Consider the following 23080-nt stretch of genomic DNA (forward strand, 5'->3'; position numbering starts at 1 on the left):
GGCGATGACCGTCGAAACGCCCGAAATCTCCGTCGTCGTTCCCGTCCATGACGAGGCGGGCGCCGCCGTGCCCCTGGCGCGCGAGATCGCCGCCGCCTTCGCGGGACGGTCCTATGAGATGATCTTCGTGGACGATGCGTCGAAGGATACGACCCTGGCCGAGTTGAAGGCCGCGATGACGGACCTGCCGACCCTGCGCGTCCTGTCGCACGGGGCCAATGCGGGACAGAGCCGGGCGGTGCGCACCGGCGTCCTGGCCGCCCGCGCCCCGATCGTCGTCACCATGGACGGCGACGGCCAGAACCCGCCCGCCGACGCGCCCCGCCTGGTCGACGCCCTGCTCGCCGCCCCCGCCGACGTGGGCCTGGTCGGCGGCCGCCGCGCCAAGCGCCAGGACAGTCAGGCCAAGCGCCAGGCCTCGATCTGGGCCAACCGCATCCGCCGCCGCCTGCTGGGCGACGACGCGGACGACACCGGCTGCGGGCTTAAGGCCTTTCGCCGCGACGTCTTCCTGCGCCTGCCCTATTTCGATCACATCCACCGCTACCTGCCGGCCCTGATGATCCGCGAGGGCTATCGCAACCAGTATCTGAACGTGGACCATCGCCACCGCGAGACCGGCCGCTCGAAATACACCAACTGGGGCCGCCTGCGCGCGTCGGTCTCGGACCTCCTGGGCGTCATGTGGCTGAAGACCCGCTCTCGGCCGCCGGGCGCGATCTCGGAGTTCTGAAACACCGTCTCATCCCCGCTTCGCCGGGATGGGGTGCAAAGAAAAGGGCGAGGTCTTGCGACCCCGCCCTTCTGCGTTTCGGCGTCGGAGGACTTGGACTTAGAAGTCCATGCCGCCCATGCCGCCCATGCCGCCCATGTCGGGAGCGCCGGCGCCGGCCGAGGCCTTCTTGGGGGCGTCGGCGACGGCGGCTTCCGTGGTGATCAGGATGCCGGCCACCGAAGCGGCGTCTTGCAGGGCCGTGCGGACGACCTTGGCCGGGTCGATCACGCCCATCTGCACCAGGTCGCCATACTCTTCGGTCTGGGCGTTGAAGCCGAACGAGGCTTCGTTGTTTTCCAGAACTTTGCCGACCACGATCGAACCTTCGACGCCGGAGTTTTCGGCGATCTGACGGATCGGAGCCTGCAGGGCGCGACGGACGATGGCGACGCCGGCGTTCTGGTCGGCGTTGTCGCCCTTGACGTCGGCCAGGATCTTGGAGGCCTTCAACAGGGCGATGCCGCCGCCGGGAACGATGCCTTCGTCAGCCGCGGCGCGCGTGGCGTTCAGGGCGTCGTCGACGCGGTCCTTCTTTTCCTTCACTTCGACTTCGGTCGAGCCGCCGACGCGCAGGACGGCGACGCCGCCGGCCAGCTTGGCCAGACGTTCCTGCAGCTTCTCCTTGTCGTAGTCGGAGGTGGTGTCTTCGATCTGGCGCTTGATCTGGGCCACGCGAGCTTCGATCTCTTCCTTGCCGCCGACGCCTTCGACGATGGTGGTGTCGTCCTTGGTGATCGAGACCTTCTTGGCCTTGCCGAGCATGTCGAGCGTGACGCTCTCCAGCTTGATGCCCAGGTCTTCGGAGATGACCTGGCCGCCCGTCAGGATGGCGATGTCTTCCAGCATGGCCTTGCGGCGGTCGCCGAAGCCCGGAGCCTTGACGGCGGCGACGCGCAGGCCGCCGCGCAGCTTGTTGACGACCAGGGTCGCCAGGGCTTCGCCTTCGATGTCCTCGGCGATGATCAGCAGCGGACGGCCCGACTGCACCACGGCTTCCAGGATCGGAAGCATGGCTTGCAGGCTGGTCAGCTTCTTCTCGAACAGCAGGATCAGCGGCTCTTCGAGAACGGCCTCCATCTTGTCGGCGTTGGTGATGAAATAGGGCGACAGGTAGCCGCGGTCGAACTGCATGCCCTCGACGACATCGACGGTGGTGTCGGCGGTCTTGGCTTCCTCGACGGTGATGACGCCTTCGTTGCCGACCTTGGCCATCGCCTGGGCGATCAGCTCGCCGATTTCAGAGTCGCCGTTGGCCGAGATAGTGCCGACCTGGGCGATTTCCGAGTTGTTGGAGACCGGCTTGGAGTTGGTCTTGATCTCCTCCAGCACCAGGCCGACGGCCTTGTCGATGCCGCGCTTCAGATCCATCGGGTTCATGCCGGCGGCGACGGCCTTCAGGCCCTCTTGCACGATGGCCTGGGCCAGGACGGTGGCGGTGGTGGTGCCGTCGCCCGCCTTGTCGTTCGTCTTCGAAGCGACTTCGCGGATCATCTGGGCGCCCATGTTCTCGAAGGCATCTTCCAGCTCGATTTCCTTGGCGACCGAAACGCCGTCCTTGGTCGAGCGCGGGGCGCCGAAGGACTTCTGGATCACGACGTTGCGGCCCTTGGGACCCAGCGTCACCTTAACGGCGTTGGCGAGCACGTTGACGCCGCGCAGCATCTTGTCGCGCGCGTCGGTGTTGAAGTGTACGATTTTAGCGGCCATGTGGGCTGCTCCTATCTATTGATTACGTTGAAGAAGGTCGTCGACGCGGGTGCTTAGGACAGCACGCCCAGGACGTCGGATTCCTTCATGATGATCAGGTCTTCGCCGTCGATCTTCACTTCCGTGCCCGACCACTTGCCGAACAGGATGCGGTCGCCGGCCTTCAGTTCCAAGGCGTTGACCACGCCCTTGTCGTCACGGGCGCCCGGGCCGACGGAGACGACTTCGCCTTCCTGCGGCTTTTCCTTGGCGGTGTCGGGGATGATGATCCCACCCTTGGTCTTGGATTCTTCTTCAACGCGCTTGACCAGCACGCGGTCGCCGAGCGGACGGAACGCCATCGGACTTCTCCCTGTAAAACCCCCGGATCGGGGCGTTCTGAAACGGTGAACGGGTCCTCTCGCGATCGCCGTTTTGGCAGCCGACCGGCGAGAGTGCCAACACCGCGCAAGTAGGAGCGGACGCCGAAACCGTCAAGGCGGAACACGCGAAACAAATGCGACAAATCCACATCGGCTGCCCGTCCGCCGGTCGCGCGGCCAGGCCTGCGCCCGGGTCGCGGCTGTGACGCGGGGTCGGCAGGGTGAACCCACGATGAACGACGGTCTGGCGGTGCGTTCAGATGCGGACGGCTAGAACCGTCTCAACGTCGATGCGCTTTCCAAAGGCGCCGACCCCGAAACATAAGGAGACGGATATGTCCAAGCTGCTGAAGATCACCGCCGTCGTCGCCGCGCCGGTCATGGCCATGAGCCTGATGGCGGCCCCCGCCTCGGCCCAGTCCCGCGACCGCGACGACACCGGGCGAAACGCCCTGATCGGCGCGGCGGTGGGCGGCCTGGCCGGCGCCATCTACGGCAACGGCGACGGCAGCTATATCGCGGGCGGCGCCCTGGCCGGCGCGGCCCTGGGCGCCGTGGCCAGCAATCGCGGTTCCGGCTGCGAATATTATCGTGGCGGTCGCTGCTACCGCAACCAGGGCCACTGGGAGCGCGAGCACGGCATCGACCGCAGCCGTTCGGGCTATGACTACCGCTACGACGGTCGCCGCTACGATTCCCGCTACGACCGTCGCGATTATCGCCGGGACGACCGTCGCGACTATCGCTACGACCGCCGCTGGTAAGCGCGCCGTCGCTTGAAACCGGAAGGGCTCGGCCGAAAGGCCGGGCCCTTTTCCCTATCCCATCAGCCGTGTCATCAGGGCCGCCGTGGAGGGGTCCAGATCGGCCGAAGGACCGCCAGCGTCGACATCCTTCAGGATCGCCTTCGCCAGCACCTTGCCCAGTTCGACGCCCCACTGGTCGAAGCTGTTGATGTCCCAGATCACGCCCTCGACGAAGGTCTTGTGCTCGTAGAGGGCCAAAAGGGCGCCCAGGGTCCGGGGAGTCAGCCGGTCCATGACGATGGCGGTCGAGGGACGGTCGCCGGTGAAGGTGCGGTGGGGCGCCAGGCGGGCCGCCTCGTCATCCGACAAGCCCTGGGCCAGGCCTTCCGCCTTGGCCGCCTCGGTCGTCTTGCCTGTCATCAGGGCCTGGCCTTGCGCCAGGGCGTTGGACCAGAGGGGCGACTCGGGCGCATCTTCATGCGTCCTGGCGACGATCACGAATTCGGCCGGCACGACTTCCGGCCCCTGGTGAATCTGCTGGAAGAAGGCGTGCTGACCGTTGGTGCCGGGCTCGCCGAAGACGACGGGGCAGGTCTGACGCGTCACCGGCGCACCATCACGATGCACCCGCTTGCCGTTCGACTCCATCTCAAGCTGTTGCAGGAAGGACGGCAGGCGACGCAGCGCATGGGCATAGGGCGCGACCGTCCGCGCCGGCCGGTCCAGACCATCGACGTTGAAGACCTGGGCCAGGGCCAGCAGGATCGGCGCGTTCCTCTCCAGCGGCGCCGAGACGAAATGGTCGTCCATCTCGGCGGCGCCGGCCAGCATCTGTTCGAACACGTCCCAGCCCAGGGCGATGGCGCACGACAGGCTGACCGCCGACCACAGGGAATAGCGTCCCCCGACCCAGTCCCTGAAGGCGAAGGTGCGGCCGCAGCCGAAGGCCGCCGCCCGGTCCGGCGACGCCGTCACCCCGATGAAGTGTTTCGTCATGCCTTCGAAAGGCAAGGAAGCGGCCAGCCAGGCCTTGGCCGCCTCGGCGTTGGCCAGGGTTTCCTGGGTGGTGAAGGTCTTGGACACGACCACGACCAGGGTCGTTTCGGGATCAAGGCCGGTCAGGGCCTCGGCCATGTCGCGCGGATCGATGTTGGCCACGAAGCGCAGGTCGATCTCGGGGTCTAGCGGGCGAAGCGCGTCCCAGACGACGCGCGGCCCCAAGTCCGACCCGCCGATGCCGACATGGACGATCGCGTCGAATTTTTTGCCCGTCGCCCCCGCCTCGACGCCGGACCGCACGGCGTCGGCATAGGCCTTCATGTCCGCCCGCACGGCGTCCACCTCGGCCGAGACCGGCTCGCCCAGGGCCTTGAAGGCAGCGCCGGGCGCGGCGCGCAGGGCCGGGTGCAGCACCGCCCGCCCTTCGGTCAGGTTGACGGCCTCGCCCGCGAACAGGGCGGCGCGACGCCCCTCCACGTCGCTGGCGCGGGCCAGGTCCAGACAGGCGTCGAAGGCCGCGCGGGTCCAGCTCTGTTTCGACAGGTCCAGATAAAGCCCCGCCGCCTCGACCGACATCCGCGACAGCCGGTCGGGATCAGCCACGAACTGATCCACGATCCGCGTGCGGGCGGCCTCGGCGGCGGCTTGGTCGAAGGCGGTCCAGGCGGCGTCGGTCGTCATCGTCGGCTCCATCAGGCGGAAAGTCAGGGTAAACACTCGTTTACGGCTGGGGCGTATTCAGGTTCAACGTCCCAGCCGACGATGAAACAGGAAGTCACCTCAATGTCCTGCGGCCTTGCTCTCACGATCGCGCTCGCGATGTCCAATCCGGCCGTCGCCCTGGCCGCCGAACAGCCGGCGGCCGCGCCCGGCGCGCCGATCTCGGTGGCGGGCGAGCCGCTGTTCGCCGACATCGTCTCGCGCTCCCACAGCCTGAAGGCCGTGGTGGACGGCTGGGCGGCCGCCAAGGCCGCCGACGACGCCGCCTTCTTCACCAGCCAGGCCTTCGTCGGCTTCAAGGCCCAGGCCGAGCAGTTGGCCGCGCTCGACATGCAGGGCCACCTGATCCTGAAGGAACGCGGCACGGACGGCGATCTGAAATGCATCCTGCGCGGCATTTCCGAGGACATGCCCAAGAAGGTCGCCGCCGTTCAGGCCGCCGCCAGCCCGGCCGAACGCGCCACAGCCCTGTCGGAACTGTCGTATCTGCTGAACGACAATGTCGAAGTCATCACCGCCCCGCCCAAGCCCGAAGTCTGACGCGGACTAAAGGGCGGCCAGCGTGTCCAGCACCCCCTTGCCATAGCGATCCAGCTTGGACTGGCCGACGCCGGAAATGGCGCCCAGGCTGGCCATGTCGCCCGGCTCGGCGTGGGCGATCTCCAGCAGGGTCTTGTCCTGGAAGATGACATAGGGCGGGACGTGCTGTTCCGCCGCGCGGTCGCGGCGCCAGGCGCGCAAGGCCTCGAACCGGGCGCGGACATCGGCGTCCATCGTCTCCAGCGCGGCGTTTCGCCCCTCGCCCGAACGGTCGCGACGGCGCGGGGGGGCGTCGGCCCGCAGCGGCGCGCGGCGCACCTCGATCCGGCGTTCGGATTTATAGACTGCGCGCACGGCCTCGGGGTCGCCGAGACCCACCAGCGGCTTGCCGTCGTTGGGGTCTTCGACCAGAAGGCCCTCGAACAGCAGGTGATCGACGATCTCGCGCCACGAGGTCAGCGAGATGTCGCGCCCTATGCCCCAGGTGGAGAGCTGTTGCTCCCACGGCTGCACGTCCCTGGTGCGGGCCGTCAGGTGGTCGACCACGCGATTGCGCCCGAACCGCCCGCCCAGCCGCTGCACCGCCGCCAGCGCCTTCTGGGCGGGGACGGTGGCCTCATAGAGTTGGGGCGGGTCGCCGCAGATGTCGCAGACGCCGCAAGGGGCCGCATCCGTCTCGCCGAAGTATCGGCGCACGGCCTGGGCGCGGCAGACGGCCCCGTCCAGCATGGCGAACAGCTGGCGGGTCTTTCGCACCTGGACCGACTTGACCTCTTCGGCCATCGGGCGGCTGTCGAGCCGGCGCAATGACCAGGCGATGTCGGACGGGCCGTACAGGGTGATGCCCTCGGCCGGTTCGCCGTCGCGCCCGCCCCGGCCGATCTCCTGCCAATAGGCTTCCAGCGACCCCGGCGGATCGGCGTGGATGACGAAGCGGACGTCGGCCTTGTCCACCCCCATGCCGAAGGCGATGGTGGCCACCATGACGGCCCCTTCCTCGGCCAGGAAGCGTTCGAGGCGCCGGTCGCGCTCCTTCGCATCCATGCCGGCGTGATAGGCGATGGCGTTGGTCCCGGCGTCGCGCAGCGCCTGGGCCACGCGGTCGCAGCCGTCGCGGCTGCCGCAATAGACGACGCCCGACTTGCCCCGCCGCTCGCGCACCAGTTCGATGACCCGCGCGTCGGTCTTGGCGCGAGAGGCGCTCTCCTTGCGCTCGGCCGACAGTTGCAGGTTCGGACGCGCGAAACTGTCGACGAAGACGGTCGCCTCTTCCAGCCGCAGCGAGCGCAGGATGTCGTCGCGGGTTCGGGCGTCCGCCGTCGCGGTCACGGCGATGCGGGGCGTGTCGGGAAACCGCTCGGCCAGCAGGCCCAGATTGCGATAGTCAGGGCGGAAGTCGTGGCCCCACTGAGACACGCAGTGGGCCTCGTCGATGGCGATCAGCGACAAGCCGTTCTGGGCGGACAGTTCGGACAGCCGGTCCAGCATGGCCCCCGCCGCCAGACCTTCCGGCGAGACATAGAGCAGGTCCAGTTCGCCCGCCCGCGCCGCCGCCCAGATGGCCGAACGCTCGTCCAGGGACACGCCGGAATCGAGCCGCGCGGCGGCCACGCCCTGCTGTTTCAGCGCCTCGACCTGATCGGTCATCAGGGCGATCAGGGGCGAGATCACCAGACCCAGGCCCGGCCGCAGGATGGCGGGGATCTGATAACAGACGCTCTTGCCGCCGCCGGTCGGCAGGACGGCCAGCACGTCGCCGCCGGATAGGATCGTCCGCACCACCTTGCCCTGCAGCCCGCGGAAGTCGGCGTGACCCCAGACGCGCGACAGCAGGGCCCGCGCGTCGTTCAGGTCAGGCGTATCGGTCGGGGAGAATTGGGGCTGCGTGGCCGGCATCCTGAATCTGTGCGCTCTTTGTTCCCGCAAGCGAAGTCCCGCAGACCGCGAAATGCGGCCTGCGGTCGCATCGGATGGGGATTAATCCGCAACCCGCTCAGTGCGCCGGGGCTTCGGCGAATTGGCCGCCGACGCGGTAGCGCCACAGATAGGAGGGGGCGATGGCGGCCATGCCGGTCGGATGCTCCACGCCCAGGGCCGCAAGGCCCAGGGCGTCCGGCGCCACGACATTGTCGCGCTCCAGCATCAGCACCTGATCGCGCGTCAGGGGCGGGGTCAGGCCGACGAACCGGCTCAGCTCCAACAGCGAACCCAACGGCTTGGCCACGGCGAAGGGCACGGAGACCAGCAGGCGGTCCCGCCCGGTCTCGCGCCGCACCAGCTCCAGCACTTCGCGGAAGGTGCAAACGCTCGGCCCGCCCAGTTCGAAGGTGCGGCCGGCCGCGTCGGCGCGGATCACGGCGCGCGCGACGGCCTCGGCGACATCGCCGACATAGACGGGCTGGAACCGCGTCTGGCCCCCGCCGATCAGCGGCAGGAAGGGCGAGATCGTCGCCATGGAGGCGAACCGGTTCAGGAAGCTGTCGCCGGCGCCGAACACCAGGGAGGGGCGCAGGATCACCGCATCGGGATAGACGGCGCGGACCGCCGCCTCGGCCTGGGCCTTGGTGCGTCCGTAGGCCGAGGGGCTGGCGGGGTCCGCGCCGATGGCGGACATCTGCACCAGACGCTTCACGCCGGCCGCCCTGGCCGCCTCGGCGACGGTCCTGGCGGCCCCGATGTGGATGGCGTCGAAGCCGCGCTTGCCGCCCGCGTCGTGCAGGACGCCCACCAGATTGACCACGGCGTCCGCGCCGCGCACGGCGGCGGCCACATCGGCGGCGTCGGTGACGTCGCAGCGCATGAACTGGATCTGGCCCGGATCGCCCAGCGGCTGGATCTCGATGGCCAGGACGGGGTTGCGCACGGCGATGCGGATGCGCCAGCCGCGCCGCGCCAGGGCGCGCACCGCCTGGGACCCGATGAAGCCCGATCCTCCGAAGAGTGTCACGACGCCGGGGGCGAGGTCAGCCATGGGAAAGCTCCAGTGAAAAGCGGTGTCGGCGGGATAGCCGATGGGGCGCCGCGCCGCAACGGAGGCCGCATATTCACTGGACGGACGCGGTTGATCGGCTTCGCGCCGGACGGCTGCGAAGTTGGAGGGCTGGGCGGAGCGCCGGGCCTTCGCCCGGAGTATGAGTTTGTAAGTACCGTTTCGACGAAGTTCGACGCTCCGCGCGGTTGGTTGGCCTGCAAGCTCGGGGCGCCGAGCGGTGGCGGTCTTATCGCCTAACCCCATAAGCCTGCGACGGGTCGGCAGCCCCTGCGAAGGGCTGTCCCGAGTGCGGCCGAGTATCCCCCTCGACCCTCCGACACCGCTCCATGAGTCGATGTCGGCGCGGGCCGTTGCAGACCCGCTCCCGTTCCATCCGCTCCCGCCGCCGCAAGGTCGCAGGCCTTACGAGCCCTCCGATGCGACGAGACGGGGTGAGAATACGCGCGTTTCGGAGGGGGGATGGATGATGGGGGAGATAATTCGATAGGTCGTTGAATTGGCTGGTGATGGACCAGCCGCATTGTGATGGCTGGCATTGAAACCCGTCATCCTCGGCCTTGTGCCGAGGATCCATAATCCCGGTGTCCGCCGCCGTGCCCCGACCTTTGAGACCGAGCGTATGGATCCTCGGCACAAGGCCGAGGATGACGAGGCGGGTGGACGGCTTGGCCGTGACGGAGGGCTCTCGGCCGCATCAACTGCGCCTGTGGGACGTCAAGAGCCCCTCCACCGCTGCGCGGTTTCCCCTCCCCACGATTTGGGAGGAGACGCCTCCCCGACCTTACGGGCGGCCGACCAGTTGATCGACCGAGCCGCTGGTCACGGGGTGATACAGCGGCCGGGCCTCGGCGTAGATGCGGCGGGCGATGGGGCGGCCCCAGTCGCCTTCGTTCCACAGGGTCTGGAACAGGGGCAGGACGAATTTGCGCCGGCCCTGGCTGGTCAGGAACTTTTCGGCCGTGGCGACGGCCGGCCGATAGCGATGGGCCAGGGCGATCTGCAGCCAGGCGAAGGTCAGTTCGCTGTTGCCCTCGTCGGCCAGGTTCAGGGTCCGCTCCAGATCGGCCAGCTGGGCGGCGGTCAGCCAGTCGGCGCCCGCGCGCAGCCCCTCGGGCCGCCAGCCCAGGAAGCGCTGGCGCTGCTGGGTGTTCCAGTCGCCCCACGGGATGGCCGAGGCCGGTCCCTGGTCCTTGAAGAAGGCCACGGCGGCGGCGTCAACGGGCGTGAAGGCGTCCGACACGGGCGCGACCGCGTTCGACGGCAGGCCCGGCTGATAGACCCAGGCGTCTAGTTGCAGTTCGGATTCCAGACCGGCGTCGCCCTTCACCAGATGGGCGCGGATGTCGTCCAGGAACATGGCCGTGGTCATCGGGCGATAGGCGTTGCGGTCGAAATAGCCGCGCAGCCAGGCGTCGAACCTGGGCCGGCCGACGATCCGTTCGATGGTGCGCAGGAAGGCCGAACCCTTGTCGTAGGCGATGGTGTTCATGCCGTCGTCGGGATCGCGGCCCGTCAGGTCCAGATGCAGGCGGGTGTCGGGCGCCGGCAGGGTCTTCAGCTCGTCCTGAAGCCCGTCCCAGCTCAGCACCTGTTCCTGGACCGCCCGGTCGTGGCCGTAGATCGATTCCATGATGCGGTTCTCGAAATAGGTGGTGAACCCCTCGTTCAGCCAGAAGTCGTTCCAGGTGGCGTTGGTCACGAGATTGCCCGACCAGGAGTGCGCCAGCTCGTGCGCCACCAGCGACACCAGCGACCGGTCGCCGGCGACGATGGTCGGGGTGGCGAAGGTCAGTTTGGGGTTCTCCATCCCGCCGAACGGGAAGGAGGGCGGCAGGACCAGAAGGTCGTAGCGGCCCCAGCGATAGGGGCCGTAAAGCTTCTCGGCCGCATCGACCATCCGGGCTGTCGGCTCCAGCTCCCACTGGGCGGCGGCCAGGCGGCCGGGTTCGGTCCAGACGCCGGTGCGGCGGTCGAAGGGCGCGAAGGCGATGTCGCCGACGCCGAGGGCGATCAGATAGGGCGGGATCGGATTGTTCATCCGAAACCGCCAGGCCTTCCTGCCGGGACCGGCCGGTTCGCCGTCCGGGGTCAGGTGGTCGGCGCTCATGACCACCGTCAGGTCGTCGGGGGCGACGATGCGGGCCGAATAGGTCTGGCGGACGCCGGGGCTGTCCTGGGTCGGCACCCAGGTGCGGGTCAGGATGGCCTGGCCCTGGCTGAACAGATAGGGCTTCCGGCCGCCGGCCGTCTGGCTGGGGCTCAGCCACTGCAGGGCCGAGGCGTCGGGCCGGGTGGCGTAGCGGACCACGATCTTGCGCCGCTCGTTCTCCGCGAAGGCGGGGAAATAGACCGTCAGGGGCTGGCCCTTGATGGCGTCGTCGCCGCCGACGACGAAGCGCAGCGGCTGGCCGGCGGCGTCGCGCACGTCCTGGATGTCCAGGTTCTTGATGTCTAGGATCACCTCGTTGGCGCCGGGGGCGGCCAGGATGTCCAGCGTCGCCGTCCCCGACAGGGTCCGGGCGTCGAAGTCGGCGGTCAGGTCCAGGGCCACATCGACCACGCGGGCGATCTCGGGCCGGGCGTAGGTGTGGGTGTCGACCGCCTCCGGCCCCGGCGCGGGGGCGACCGCGGGCGGGGCCAGGGACGCGCCGCCGGCCGTGGTGGAGCAGGCGCCGACCCCGAAGGCGGCGGCGATGGCGAGGGCGGAGACGAGACCGAGCGCTTTGCGCGTCATCGAGGCATTCCTGAGCTGACCGTTGCGATTGGCCGGACAACGCGCGGAAACGCCGGAAAGATCAAGCCTCGCGAAACCCGCGTCAGGCGGCCTTGATCGGCGGCAGGTGATGCGACCGGAACAGCCGCCCGCGCTCGGCGAACAGGACGCACCCCAGGGCGATCAGGCCGAACAGGGTGAAGCCCGCCGCCATCGGAACCGTCGTGCCGTCGAACTGCTGGCCTACCGCAAAGCCCAGCAGCGAACCGGCGATGGTGGAGACGAAGCCCTGGATCGAGGCGGCGGTGCCGGCGATATGGCCCATCGTCTCCATGGCCATGGCGCCGAAGTTGCCGGCGATCAGGCCGAAGCAGAACATGGTCAGGGTCTGGAGCACGGCGAAGGTCCAGATCGATTCGTGGCCGCTGATCGCCACCACGGCGTGGACGGCGGAAACGGCCGTGAAGCCGATCAGGGCCGTGTGCGAAATCTTGCGCGACCCCAGGCTGACGACCAGGCGCGCATTGACCAGCGACGCCACGGCGATGCCGCCCGCGATCAGGGCGAAGATGGCGGGGAAGGCCGCCTCGGCGTGGAAGACGTCGGCGAAAATCTGCTGGGACGAGTTGATGAAGCCGAACAGGGCCCCGGTGATGGCCGTCATGGCCAGGGTGTAGCCGACGGCCGTCCGGTCGGTGACGGCGATGCGATAGGCCGAGGCCAGGCGACGGAACTGGATCGGCAGTCGATCCTCCGGCCTCAGCGTCTCGGGCAGGCGCAGGGCCGCCCAGACGATCAGGCCCACGCCGATCAGGCCCAGGCCGGCGAAGATCCAGCGCCACGGACCGACCAGCATGATCGCCTGGCCGATGGACGGCGCTAGGATCGGCACGCCGAGGAAGACCAGGAAGCTGAAGGACATGACCCGGGCCATCGTCCGCCCCTCGAACCGATCGCGCACGATGGACACGGCCAGCACGCGGGTGCAGGCGCTGCCTAGGCCCTGGCCGATGCGGGCCAGGATGAGGGTGTCGAAGGTCGGCGCCAGCGTGGCCAGCAGGCTGAACACCACATAGACGCCCACGCCGAACAGCAGGACGGGCTTCCTGCCGAACCGGTCGGCCAACGGCCCATAGATCAGCTGCGCGCCGCCGAAGCCCAGCAGATAGGCCGTGACCACCCACTGGCGGCTGTTGGCGTTGGCCACTCCCAGCTCGTCGCCGATGTGCGGCAGGGCCGGCAGCATGGAATCGATCGCCAGGGCGTTCAGCGCCATCATCAGGGCGATGAGGCAGACGAACTCGACGAAGCCGAGATCCTTCTTGGCGGGGGCTGACGCGACGGAAGACGACATCGCGGCCAGATGCCCGCTCCTGCCGGATTTCGCAACCGCAGCCCTGTCATAAATTGCTGCGATGCAGGGAAGTCGAGGTCGCACGCTGAAATCCAGATTGAACCCCGGACGCCTCGCCAAAGCCAAGAAGCTTCGCTAGAGGAAGTCATGACAGAACAGATGACAGCACAGGCGGCGCTGGACCGCCTCGAAACCCTCTACACCCGATCCGTTACCAACCTGCGCGACGCCGTGCGGGACTTCGTCGCCACCGGCGAGCGGCCGGATCCGCTAAAGCGCGCCGACGGGGTGTTCGCCTATCCCGAACTTCGCATCCGCTGGGACGGGGATCGCCCCCAGGACCTGGAGCCGCGCGCCTACGCCCGGCTGTCGAAACAGGGCAGCTATTCCACCACCGTCACCCGGCCGGACCTTTTCCGCCCCTATCTGACCGAACAGCTGGGTCTGCTGGAGCAGGAGTATAACGCCGCGTTCGAGGTCGGGCTGTCGCGCCAGGAAATCCCCTTCCCCTATGTGACGGACGGGCTTGAGGTCGCGCTGGACCGGTCGATGACGGCCGCCCTGGCGCGCTGGTTTCCCACCACGGACCTGGCCCATATCGGCGACGAGATCGCCGACGGCCTGTTCGAGATGGGCGGCGACTTCCCCCTGTCGCACTTCGACGGCCTGCGGACCGACTTCTCGCTGGCGCGGCTGAAACACTATACGGGCACGCCGGTCGACGACGTCCAGTCCTACGTCCTGTTCACCAACTACAATCGCTATGTCGACGAGTTCGTGCGCTGGGCCATCGAACAGCTGCAGTCGCCCGACAGCCCTTACGAGACCCTGTCCTGCGCCGGCGGCGTCATCATCACCCGCGACACGCCGAACCCCGAGACGGCGATCAGCGACACGGCCTGGAAGAAGCACCAGATGCCGGCCTATCACCTGACCGCGCCGGACCATAAGGGCGTGACCCTGGTCAACATCGGCGTCGGCCCGTCCAACGCCAAGACCATCACCGACCACCTGGCCGTCACCCGGCCGCACGTCTGGCTGATGATCGGCCACTGCGGCGGCCTGCGCGCCAGCCAGACCATCGGCGACTACGTCCTGGCCCACGCCTATCTGCGCGACGACCATGTGCTGGACGCGGTGCTGCCGCCGGACATCCCGATCCCGTCCATCGCCGAAGTGCAGCGCGCCCTCTACGACGCCACCAAGTCGGTCAGCGGCATGCCGGGCGACGAGGTCAAGCTGCGCCTGCGGACCGGCACCGTCGTCACCACCGACGACCGGAACTGGGAGCTGCGCTATTCCAAATCGGCCCTGCGCTTCAACCAGAGCCGCGCCGTCGCCATCGACATGGAAAGCGCCACCATCGCCGCGCAGGGGTATCGGTTCCGCGTGCCCTACGGCACCCTGCTGTGCGTGTCCGACAAGCCTCTGCACGGCGAGATCAAGCTGCCGGGCCAGGCCAACCGCTTCTACGAAGGCTCGATCTCGGAACACCTGCAGATCGGCATCCAGGCGGTGGATCTGATGCGGCGCGAAGGCCCGCGCCTGCACTCGCGCAAGCTGCGCGCCTTCGACGAGCCGCCGTTCCGGTGATCTCGGCCGTCTCCTCCCACCTGTGGGGAGGGAGACCGCGCGAAGCGGGGTGGAGGGGCTCTTGAAGTCCCACAGGCGGCGGTGATGCTGCGGACAACCCCTCCGTCACGGCGCGAAGCCGCGCCGCGCCACCTCCCCGCGAAGCAGGGAGGAGACGGGCATCCGGTTTTTCAGACCGCCGCCTTCTCCAGTTCGCCGGGCTCGACCGGACTGGGGGCGGTGGCGGCCTTGCGGGTGTCCTGACGACGCGGCAGCCGCCAGACCTGCTGCGAGCTGTAGCGCATGCCATCCCAGGCCAGGGCCGTCACCGTGATGGTCTTGGCGTCCCAGTCGATCTGGTTGAAGCCGGGGGGCGAGCCCCGCTCGCGGTGCGACAGGGTTCCGCATCCGACCGCATAGGAACAGTGGTCCGCCAGCGGGATCGGCATGGCGAAGGGGACATGGACATGGCCCGTCATGATCAGATCGACCCCGGCCTCGGCGAAGATCAGGGCCGCCTCGTCGCCGCGCTTGACGTCGCCGGTCATCGGCGTGCCCACCATTTCGATCAGCGGATGGTGACAGGCCAGGATTCGCAGCGCGCCGATGGGCGCCTGGCGCAGCGCCTCGGCCGCGCGACGCGTCTGGTCCAGGTCGATGACGCCCTTGGACCAGTTGGGCCGCGCCTGCCAGCCGCGCGCGGTGACGACGCCGCGCACCATGACCGCATCGCTGCGGAACTGGCCGTCGTGGGCGGGAAAGCCCGTCTCCGTCTCGAAGGCGCGCCAGGGATGGAAGATCCGCGCCACCGCGTCCCAGTAGGGCACGTCGTGATTGCCGACGATGACGAAGCGCGGCTCGGGCATGGCTCGCATCCAGGCCCCGGCGGCCTTGAACTCGTCCGGGAAGCCCTTCTGCGTGATGTCGCCGGTGATCAGCACCAGATCGTTGGGCGTGGCGTGAGCGTAGTCCAGGGCGGCGGCGCAGGCGTGTTTGTGCTCGCATCCGAAATGGACGTCGGAAAACTGGAGAATGCGCCCCATTACAGGCTGTCCTCGGCCGACGGCGGCTTGGGCGCCAGGGCCTTGAAGGCCTTGGGCACGAAGCGGATCACGGCCTCGGGCTTCAGCAGCAGCGGCTCGCCGTCGATCACGGCGGGGATTCTGGAGCGCGCCCGCACCTCGATCCGCCGGGCCGGGCGGGTCGAGACGGCGGGGTCGTGGCGCCAGTCGCTGAACAGGGCGTTGGCGGCCAGGCGGAAGGCCTGGGTCGCGTCCGACGGGTCCATCGCCGCCGCCTCCAGGCCGACGGGCTCCTCCATCGCCTTGGAGATCATCGGGCTGATCAGCACCAGCGCCTCCGAGCGCCGCTTGTCGCCGCCGTCCAGGGTGAAGCGCAACCGGCCGGAAAAGGCGCGTTTCAGCGCGCGCCGACCGTATTGCCAGGCCAGTCTGATCTTCCCGGTTCGCATGGCCTCGCGCGCCGGCGCCCACAGGGCGGGCGACCCCAGGATGGCCGCGCAGTAGAAATACTCGCCCTGGACCTCGCCGCCCGAGACGGACTGGGCCTCGCCCTCCTCCAGCGCCCGCCTCAGCGCCAGCTTCCAGTCGGCCGTGCCGTAAAGCGCCTTGGGCAACATGTTCATCGTGCCGCCCGGCAGGGGGGCGATCATCGGGCCGTTCGGCTTGGCCTTTGACGCCACCGAGCGCGCGGTCCCGTCCCCGGCCAGCACGAAGATGACGTCGGGCCTCGCGGCGAAGGCCTCGGCGATCGCCTCGTCGAACGCCCCCGCCTCCAGGGTGACGACCTTGGCCTCCAGATCGTAGTCGGCCAGGATCGCCTCGGCCTCGGCGACCGCGCGCGGCCCCACGCCGCCCGACAGCGGATTGACCAGCATCACCGCCTGCTTCAGCGGCGCGTGCGGCGTCAGGGCGCGGGTGTCCGCGGCATGGGCGGGCGGGGTCGAAACATCGGTCATGTCGGCCGAACGCCTTGCAGCCCCGCCCGTTCCGAACAAGCGTAGCCATATTTCGCTTGACGGGGGGAACCTATGCCGGGACATCACGTTTGGGCTCAAGGGGCGACACCCAGGCAAGAGGATTTCACCATGAACAAGGCGATCATCGCGATTGCAGGCGCCGGGCTGCTGGCTTCGGCCTGCGCCAGCGACCCGTACGGCTACAACAGCGGCCCGAACCAGACCGTCCGCCAGGGCGCGGTGGGCGCCGGCCTCGGCGCGGTCGCCGGCGCCATCATCGGCAACAACGTCGGCGGCGGCAACGCAGCCACCGGCGCCCTGATCGGCGGCGCCCTGGGCGGCGCGGCCGGCGCGATCCGCGGTTCGAGCCAGGACCGCAACAACCAGCAGCGCTATCGCGACAGCCAGGGCCGCTACTACTACTGCTACGACAACCGCCAGGACGAATGTTACTGGGACAACGGCCAGCGTCGTTACTGACCGCTTCGAAACGCGTCGGATCGCGGGACGCGCGGACCGGCACCACGTCGAAGAGGCGGCTTGTCCACGGACAGGCCGCCTCTTTGCATATTGGGGCATATTGGGCCGGTTCGCCGGCGGGAGGGCTGAGATGAAGTTTGCGAAAGGGGCTGCGGGCCGGATCGGCTTGGCGGCGCTGACGGTCGCGGGGATGGCGGCCTGTGCGCCGACGGCGAAGCGGACGGACCTGGTGGTGGGGGAATCGATCTGCGCCTCGGGCCGGTTCGACGTCTATTTCGTGGAGAACCAGGCGCGGCTGACCGATGCGGCGACCCTGCTGCTGAACACCGCCGCCGAAAAGGCCAGGGACTGCCGCATCCAGCGCGTGCGCGTGATCGGCCTGGCCGACGCCACGGGCGCGCCGGACGTCAATCTGAGCCTGTCGCAGCGGCGCGCGCGGGCGGTGGCGGACGCCCTGGCCCGCGCCGGGATGCCCGCCCCGGCCTTTGAACTGAACGCCGTGGGCGATGCGGGCGCCGTGACGCCGTCGGGCGCGGACGAGCTGCTGCGCCGTCGCGCCGAGGTGATCATCGAGGCCCTGCCGCGCTAAGCCGACGATGGCGCGCGGGGGACGGAGGGGTTAGAGGTCGGTCCGCCCCGCCCGCCATTTCGGATACCGCCGCCCTTGCGTTCGCTCCCCCTTCTGTTCGGCCTTCTGTGGCTTCTGCTGTCGGCGGGGGCGGTCGCCGCCCAGCCGGTCACGGGGCCAGTCGCTGGACCGGTCGCGGGGCCGGTCGCGGGGCCGGCGACGGGCCGGGTCGCCTTCGGGCCGCAGCGCACGGAACGGATCGAGGCCGAACTGGTGCCCCTGTCGCAATGGGCCGCGCCCGGATCGACGACGGTTGTGGCGGTGCGACAGAAGATCGCGCCCGGCTGGCACACCTATTGGCGCAATCCCGGCGACAGCGGCGGGGCCACCAGCCTGACCTGGACCCTGCCCGCCGGGGTCGCGGCCGATCCGATCCTGTGGCCCCTGCCCCGCCGCCAGCGGCTGATGAGCCTGATGAACTACGGCTATTCGGGCGAGGTGCTGTTGCCCGTGCCGATCCATGTGCCGGCTTCAGCCCGGCCGGGCGAGGTCCTGACCCTGACGGCGGACGCGCTGTTTCTGGTGTGCAGCGACCAGATGTGCGTGCCCCAGCCCCTGACCCTGTCGCTGGCCCTGCCCGTGCGCGAAGACGCCGCCCCCCTGGCCCGCCCGTGGGGCGCCGAGATCGAGCGGCTGGTCGAGACCGCGCCGCGCCCGGCCGGGATCGAGGCGCGGCTGACGGGGCGGGACGGACGTCTGGTCCTGACGGCGACGGGCGGACCGCTGGCGGGCGGCGATGTCGGCCAGGCCTATTTCTTTCCCTATGACGGCGACCGCATCGACCATGCGGCGCCCCAGACCGGCCAGGTCGGCCCCGACGGCCTGACCCTGAGCCTGACGCCTGGAAAGCGCGGCGCGGACACGGCCCTGACGGGCCTTCTGGCGACCGACAAGGGGGCCTGGGAGATCGAGGCTCGTCCCGGCCCGCCCCTGCCCGGCGCCCAGGGCCGGGGCGGCCTGGCCCCCTTGCAGGACGAGGACGCCCCGCCAAGCGGCGGCGGCGCATGGCGCTTCGTCCAGGCGATGGGGCTGGCGCTGCTGGGCGGCCTGGTGCTGAACCTGATGCCCTGCGTCTTCCCCGTGCTGGCGATGAAGGCGGCGTCCCTGTCGGCGGCGGCGCACGATCCCCGCCGGGCGCGCCGCGACGGCCTGGCCTTCGCCGCCGGGGTGCTGGCCAGTTTCCTGGTCCTGGCCGGGGCGCTGCTGGCGCTGAGGGCGGCGGGCCAGGCCGTGGGCTGGGGGTTCCAGCTGCAGTCGCCGGGCGTGGTGGCGGCCCTGGCCCTGACCATGCTGCTGGTCGGGCTGAACCTGTCCGGGGTCTTCCATGTCGGGGCCGGGTTGCAGAGCGCCGGGTCCGGGCCCCTGTCGCGCCTGCCCGGGGCGGCCGGCGCCTTCTTCACCGGCGTGTTGGCCGTCGTCGTCGCGGCCCCCTGCACCGCGCCCTTCATGGCGGCGGCCCTGGGCGCGGCCCTGGTGCTGGCCTGGCCCCTGGCGCTGGCGGTGTTTCTGATGCTGGGGCTGGGGCTGGCCCTGCCCTATCTGGCGATCAGCCTGTCGCCCGCCCTGCTGGCGCGCCTGCCCCGGCCCGGCGCCTGGATGACGCGGCTGAAGGGCGTCCTGGCCTTTCCGATGTATGGCGCGGCCCTGTGGCTGGTCTGGGTGTTCACGAAACAGGGCGGGATCGACGCCCTGGGCCTGTTGCTGACGGCGGCGCTGCTGCTGGCCTTCGCCGCCTGGCTGACGGGCCTGGCCCAGGACGCGCGCCAGCATGGGCGGCGGCCGGCGATGGCGACGATCTGCGCCGCCCTGTCCGGGGTCCTGGCGCTGGGGCTGGCCGGGGTCGCGGCCGGGGCGGCGCGAACCGCCGACCCCGCGCCCGCAGGCGAAGGCGGCCCCCTGGCCGCCCAGCCCTGGTCGGCGGCGGCGACGGCCCAGGCGAGGGCCGAGGGACGGCCGGTGCTGGTCAATCTGACCGCCGACTGGTGCGTGACGTGCAAGATCAACGAACGGGCCGCCCTGTCGTCGCCGCGCGTGGCCCAGGCGATCAAGCGGGCGAACGCCCTCTATCTGGTCGGGGACTGGACGCGCCGCGACGACGCCATCACCCGCGAGCTTCAGGCGCACGGCCGGTCGGGGGTGCCCCTTTATCTGGTCTATCGGCCCGGCCGGACCGAGCCGGAGATCCTGCCGCAACTGCTGACCGAAGGCGTGGTGATCGACGCCCTGAAGCCCAAATCCTGAGCCTCAGGCCAGGAAGCGGCGCACCGCCGCCAGGAAGGCCGCCGGCTGTTCGATCATGACCTGGTGGCCCGCCCCCTCGATCCGTTCGAACCGGGGCGGCTGACGCAGCCCCTGGAAGCCGTAGCGATAGAGGCCCTCCAGCCGGTTGCGCGGATTTTCGCGATCGCGGGTCCAGCCATAGACCACTGTGACCGGCGCCGTGATCTGGGCCAGGCGCGGGCGCAGATCGACGGTCAGGGCCTCGTAGAGTCCTTGGGCCAGGACCCGCCGGTCGCCGCCCTGAAGCCCCAGGCCCTGGAACACCATGTCGCCGGCCAGGCCCATGTCGACGCCCAGGGTCGCCGCCTGGCTCTTCAAGGCCTGGTCGCCGAACAGCAGAAGGGCCTGATAGCCCAGCCGGGCCAGCGGCTCGACCTGGGCCGAGGTGGCGCGCGAATCGACCAGGGACGGGAAGAAGGGCGAGGAATCGACCACCATCACCCGGCCCACCCGCCCGCCCATGTCGGCGGCGACGCGCAGGGCGATCTGGCCGCCCAGCGAATGGCCGATCAGGGCGGGGCGCTCGATCCGCTGCTCGCGGATGTAGCGTTCGATCTCGGCCGCCGCCGGCCCCGCCAGGCCGCCGTCGGCGTTGCCGTCGATGGGGGTGCCCCCGAAGCCGCGCAGCGTGACCAGATGCACGCGGTAGCGGTCGTCCAGCCGATCCGCCGTGGCGCGCCAGGCCGCGCCGGTCGACCCCAGGCCCGGAATGAAGACGACGTCCGGCCCGGACCCGCGCGTCTCGACGATGATCCGGTCCGAGGCGAAGGGCCGGGTCTGAACCTGCGCCTGCGCCTGCGCCTGGGCCTGGGCCTGGGCCTGGGCGGGCGCGGGTGCGGTCATAAGCGCGACCGCCAGACATGGGGCGACCAGCAGGAGAACGAGGAGACGAAACATGATCCCCGCCTAACGCCCGATCGCGGCGATCGGTTGACGGTTCAGCGGCCCTTGAAGTCGGGCTTGCGCTTTTCGACGAAGGCGGACATGCCTTCCTTCTGATCCTCGAAGGCGAACAGGGAGTGGAACAGGCGGCGTTCGAACTGGACGCCTTGCGTCAGGGTGGTCTCCAGGGCGGCGTTGACCATCTCCTTGTTGGCCATGACCGCCAGGGGGCTTTGCGCGGCGATCCGGGCGGCGATCTTGCGCGTCTCCTCCATCAGGGTCTCGTGCGGGAAGACGCGCGAGGCCAGACCGGCGCGTTCGGCTTCGGCCGCGTCCATCATGCGGGCGGTCAGGACCATGTCCATGGCCTTGGACTTGCCGACCAGACGGGTCAGGCGTTGCGAGCCGCCGATGCCGGGGGCGACGCCCAGATTGATCTCGGGCTGGCCGAACCGGGCCTTCTCCGAGGCGACGACGAAGTCGCACAGCATGGCCAGTTCGCAGCCGCCGCCCAGGGCGAAGCCGTTGACGGCGGCGATGATCGGCTTCCTGAAGCGGGTTATGCGGTCGTGGCCCAGGGCGAAATAGTTGGCCGTGTACATCTGGGCGTAGGTCTGGTCCGCCATCTCCTTGATGTCGGCGCCGGCGGCGAAGGCCTTGTCGCCCGAGCCGGTCAGGATCAGACAGCGCACGCCGTCGTCGTGTTCGACGCTGTCGAGGAAGTCGGCCAGATCCTTGAACAGGGCCGCGTTCAGGGCGTTCAGCGCCTCGGGCCTGTTCAGGGTGACGACGGCATAGCCGTCTTCGCTGCGTTCGATCAGCAGGTTGGAATAGGCGTCGGACATGGTCGATCTCCTCGTTTGGTCGGTCATATCGGATCGCTTTCCTTTCGTCATTCCGGGCGAAGGGCGGCGGAGCCCCGGAATGACGAAAGGAAAAACGTCAGCGGCGCGGCATCAGCGCCAGGGTCAGGGCCGCGCGGACCAGTTCGGCGACGACCACCAGGGCCAGCAGCAGATTGGCCGCGATCACCTGGCCGCGCGGCGCCGCCAGGTCCGGACTCCAGCCGAAGACGGACGACAGGGCCAGGATCAGGGCGGTCAGCAGGATCAGCCCGACCAGCAGCATCAGGGCGACATGGCCGGCCTTCAAGGCGGCCAGCAGGGTCGGCCCCTCGTCCAGCACGCGGGCGCGACGGCGGAACAGGCGGGCGATCAGGCCGGTCGCGGCGGCCTCGGCCAGGGCGGCGACGACCAGGGCGGCCGCGAACCACCAGACCAGGTCCGACAGGTCGCCCGTCCGCACCCCCTGGACGAAGTGGGCGAAATAGGCGCCCCAGACCAGGAGGCCGACGACCAGACTGATCCAGAGGTGAATCTTGCGCATGGGTCGAACCTCTCGGGCCTAACGTTTCTGGCAGGACGGACAGTAGAAGGTGGAGCGGCCGCCCTGGACGATGCGGGCGACGACGCCGGCGCAGCCCTGCCCCCGGCAGGGCTGGCCGTCGCGGCCATAAACGTCGAACCGGTGCTGGAAATAACCCTGGCCGCCCTCGGCGTTGGCGAAGTCGCGCAAGGTCGAGCCGCCCGCCGCGATGGCGTCGTTCAGCACGTCGCGGACCTGGGTCGCCAGCCGTTCCAGCCGCGCCTTCGACACCGACCCGGCCGCCACCAGGGGCGAGATGCGCGCGCGGTACAGCGCCTCGCACACATAGATGTTGCCCAGGCCGGCGACGATCCGCTGGTCAAGCAAGGACACCTTGATGTTCTGCGTCTTGCCGGCGAAGGCCTGGATCAGATGGGCGCCGGAAAAGCCGGCGCTCAAGGGTTCGGGACCCAGGCCGGCGAACCAGGGATGGGTCTCGACCTGGTCGGTCGGGATCAGGCGCATGAAGCCGAAGCGTCGGGCGTCGGCGTAGCCGATGCGGGTCGCCGCGCCGTCGCGCACGGCGCAGGCGGTGAAATGTTCGTGCTTGCCGGCGATGGGGGCCGGTTCCTCGAACTCGCCGAGCTGCGCTCCATCCAGGGTGAAGCGGCCGGTCATCCCTAAATGGGCGATCCAGGTCTCTCCGGTCGACAGGGGCATGAGCAGATATTTGGCCCGACGGTCGATCCGCTGGACCGTCGCCCCCTCCAGCCGCTCGACGAACCGCTCGGGGAAGGGGAAACGCAGGTCGGGCCGGTTGATCCCGACGCGCGACAGCCGCGCGCCCTGAAGCACCGGCGTCAGGCCGCGTCGGACGGTTTCGACCTCGGGAAGTTCGGGCATGGACGGGTCGTAGCCCGCCCCGAGGGCCAGGCCAAGGCGGCCCGATCCGCGTCGCGTCGCCCGCCGCGCGAACCGAGACGTGTT

20 protein-coding genes are annotated in these 23080 nt (G+C 69.6%); 7 read left to right on the forward strand and 13 right to left on the reverse strand.

Features of this window, described 5'->3' with window-relative positions:
• Positions 1 to 4: 4 nt before the first annotated feature.
• Positions 5 to 733 (forward strand): glycosyltransferase family 2 protein, encoded by a 729-nt coding sequence (locus AC0L6G_RS10765; RefSeq protein ID WP_291540084.1) that lies wholly within the window; start codon positions 5 to 7, stop codon positions 731 to 733.
• Positions 734 to 832: 99 nt separating this feature from the next.
• Here AC0L6G_RS10765 and groL read toward each other — a convergent pair whose 3' ends face one another.
• Positions 833 to 2482 (reverse strand): chaperonin GroEL, encoded by a 1650-nt coding sequence (gene groL, locus AC0L6G_RS10770; protein WP_293828038.1) that lies wholly within the window; start codon positions 2480 to 2482, stop codon positions 833 to 835.
• 53 nt (positions 2483 to 2535) lie between these two features.
• Positions 2536 to 2823: a co-chaperone GroES gene (locus AC0L6G_RS10775; RefSeq protein ID WP_122466564.1), complete on the reverse strand. Its 288-nt coding sequence runs from the start codon at positions 2821 to 2823 to the stop codon at positions 2536 to 2538.
• A 356-nt stretch (positions 2824 to 3179) separates the two neighbouring features.
• On the opposite strand from AC0L6G_RS10775, the gene AC0L6G_RS10780 reads away from it, so the two are divergent.
• A complete protein-coding gene (locus AC0L6G_RS10780) occupies positions 3180 to 3608 on the forward strand; it encodes a hypothetical protein (RefSeq protein WP_291539454.1) in 429 nt (142 codons plus the stop codon).
• A gap of 54 nt (positions 3609 to 3662) precedes the next feature.
• Here the strand turns inward: AC0L6G_RS10780 and pgi are convergent, their stop codons facing one another.
• Positions 3663 to 5270 carry a glucose-6-phosphate isomerase gene (gene pgi, locus AC0L6G_RS10785; RefSeq protein ID WP_293828039.1) on the reverse strand — a complete coding sequence of 536 codons (1608 nt, stop codon included), beginning with the start codon at positions 5268 to 5270 and terminating at the stop codon, positions 3663 to 3665.
• A gap of 138 nt (positions 5271 to 5408) precedes the next feature.
• Here pgi and AC0L6G_RS10790 point away from each other — a divergent pair, with 138 nt between their 5' ends.
• Complete coding sequence (locus tag AC0L6G_RS10790; protein ID WP_293828040.1) at positions 5409 to 5849, forward strand: hypothetical protein; 441 nt, start codon at positions 5409 to 5411, stop codon at positions 5847 to 5849.
• 6 nt (positions 5850 to 5855) lie between these two features.
• On the opposite strand, the gene recQ is transcribed toward AC0L6G_RS10790, so the two are convergent.
• The 4 genes from recQ to AC0L6G_RS10810 form a co-directional block, all read right to left on the reverse strand.
• A complete protein-coding gene (recQ, locus tag AC0L6G_RS10795) occupies positions 5856 to 7745 on the reverse strand; it encodes a DNA helicase RecQ (protein WP_293828041.1) in 1890 nt (629 codons plus the stop codon).
• Between the two features lie 97 nt (positions 7746 to 7842).
• Positions 7843 to 8820, reverse strand: coding sequence for a complex I NDUFA9 subunit family protein (locus tag AC0L6G_RS10800; RefSeq protein ID WP_293828042.1), 978 nt, complete (start codon positions 8818 to 8820; stop codon positions 7843 to 7845).
• An 802-nt stretch (positions 8821 to 9622) separates the two neighbouring features.
• Positions 9623 to 11575: a M1 family metallopeptidase gene (locus tag AC0L6G_RS10805; RefSeq protein ID WP_293828506.1), complete on the reverse strand. Its 1953-nt coding sequence runs from the start codon at positions 11573 to 11575 to the stop codon at positions 9623 to 9625.
• Between the two features lie 82 nt (positions 11576 to 11657).
• A complete protein-coding gene (locus AC0L6G_RS10810) occupies positions 11658 to 12908 on the reverse strand; it encodes a multidrug effflux MFS transporter (RefSeq protein WP_293828504.1) in 1251 nt (416 codons plus the stop codon).
• A 147-nt stretch (positions 12909 to 13055) separates the two neighbouring features.
• On the opposite strand from AC0L6G_RS10810, the gene AC0L6G_RS10815 reads away from it, so the two are divergent.
• A complete protein-coding gene (locus AC0L6G_RS10815; protein ID WP_291539468.1) occupies positions 13056 to 14501 on the forward strand; it encodes an AMP nucleosidase in 1446 nt (481 codons plus the stop codon).
• Between the two features lie 170 nt (positions 14502 to 14671).
• Here the strand turns inward: AC0L6G_RS10815 and AC0L6G_RS10820 are convergent, their stop codons facing one another.
• Together AC0L6G_RS10820 and AC0L6G_RS10825 are read right to left on the reverse strand one after the other, a co-directional pair.
• Positions 14672 to 15523, reverse strand: coding sequence for a metallophosphoesterase family protein (locus AC0L6G_RS10820; protein WP_291539470.1), 852 nt, complete (start codon positions 15521 to 15523; stop codon positions 14672 to 14674).
• Positions 15523 to 16458: a diacylglycerol/lipid kinase family protein gene (locus AC0L6G_RS10825; protein WP_291539472.1), complete on the reverse strand. Its 936-nt coding sequence runs from the start codon at positions 16456 to 16458 to the stop codon at positions 15523 to 15525. The genes AC0L6G_RS10820 and AC0L6G_RS10825 overlap by 1 nt, the downstream gene beginning before the upstream one ends.
• 129 nt (positions 16459 to 16587) lie before the next feature.
• On the opposite strand from AC0L6G_RS10825, the gene AC0L6G_RS10830 reads away from it, so the two are divergent.
• From AC0L6G_RS10830 to AC0L6G_RS10840, 3 genes are all read left to right on the forward strand, one after another.
• The gene (locus tag AC0L6G_RS10830) at positions 16588 to 16938 is read left to right on the forward strand and encodes a YMGG-like glycine zipper-containing protein (protein WP_291539474.1); all 351 of its coding nucleotides are present in this window, start codon (positions 16588 to 16590) and stop codon (positions 16936 to 16938) included.
• Between the two features lie 130 nt (positions 16939 to 17068).
• Positions 17069 to 17527 (forward strand): OmpA family protein, encoded by a 459-nt coding sequence (locus AC0L6G_RS10835; protein ID WP_293828501.1) that lies wholly within the window; start codon positions 17069 to 17071, stop codon positions 17525 to 17527.
• A 75-nt stretch (positions 17528 to 17602) separates the two neighbouring features.
• Positions 17603 to 19807, forward strand: a complete 2205-nt coding sequence (locus AC0L6G_RS10840; RefSeq protein ID WP_473252181.1) for a protein-disulfide reductase DsbD family protein — start codon at positions 17603 to 17605, stop codon at positions 19805 to 19807.
• Positions 19808 to 19810: 3 nt separating this feature from the next.
• On the opposite strand, the gene AC0L6G_RS10845 is transcribed toward AC0L6G_RS10840, so the two are convergent.
• The 4 genes from AC0L6G_RS10845 to mutM form a co-directional block, all read right to left on the reverse strand.
• Positions 19811 to 20743: an alpha/beta fold hydrolase gene (locus AC0L6G_RS10845; protein ID WP_473252182.1), complete on the reverse strand. Its 933-nt coding sequence runs from the start codon at positions 20741 to 20743 to the stop codon at positions 19811 to 19813.
• Between the two features lie 41 nt (positions 20744 to 20784).
• Positions 20785 to 21573 carry an enoyl-CoA hydratase-related protein gene (locus AC0L6G_RS10850; protein ID WP_293828796.1) on the reverse strand — a complete coding sequence of 263 codons (789 nt, stop codon included), beginning with the start codon at positions 21571 to 21573 and terminating at the stop codon, positions 20785 to 20787.
• Between the two features lie 97 nt (positions 21574 to 21670).
• A complete protein-coding gene (locus AC0L6G_RS10855) occupies positions 21671 to 22114 on the reverse strand; it encodes a hypothetical protein (protein ID WP_473252183.1) in 444 nt (147 codons plus the stop codon).
• Positions 22115 to 22132: 18 nt separating this feature from the next.
• Positions 22133 to 22996 carry a bifunctional DNA-formamidopyrimidine glycosylase/DNA-(apurinic or apyrimidinic site) lyase gene (mutM, locus tag AC0L6G_RS10860; protein ID WP_473252184.1) on the reverse strand — a complete coding sequence of 288 codons (864 nt, stop codon included), beginning with the start codon at positions 22994 to 22996 and terminating at the stop codon, positions 22133 to 22135.
• Between the last annotated feature and the right edge of the window lie 84 nt (positions 22997 to 23080).

The organism is Brevundimonas sp. D3-1P (genome assembly GCF_055809335.1).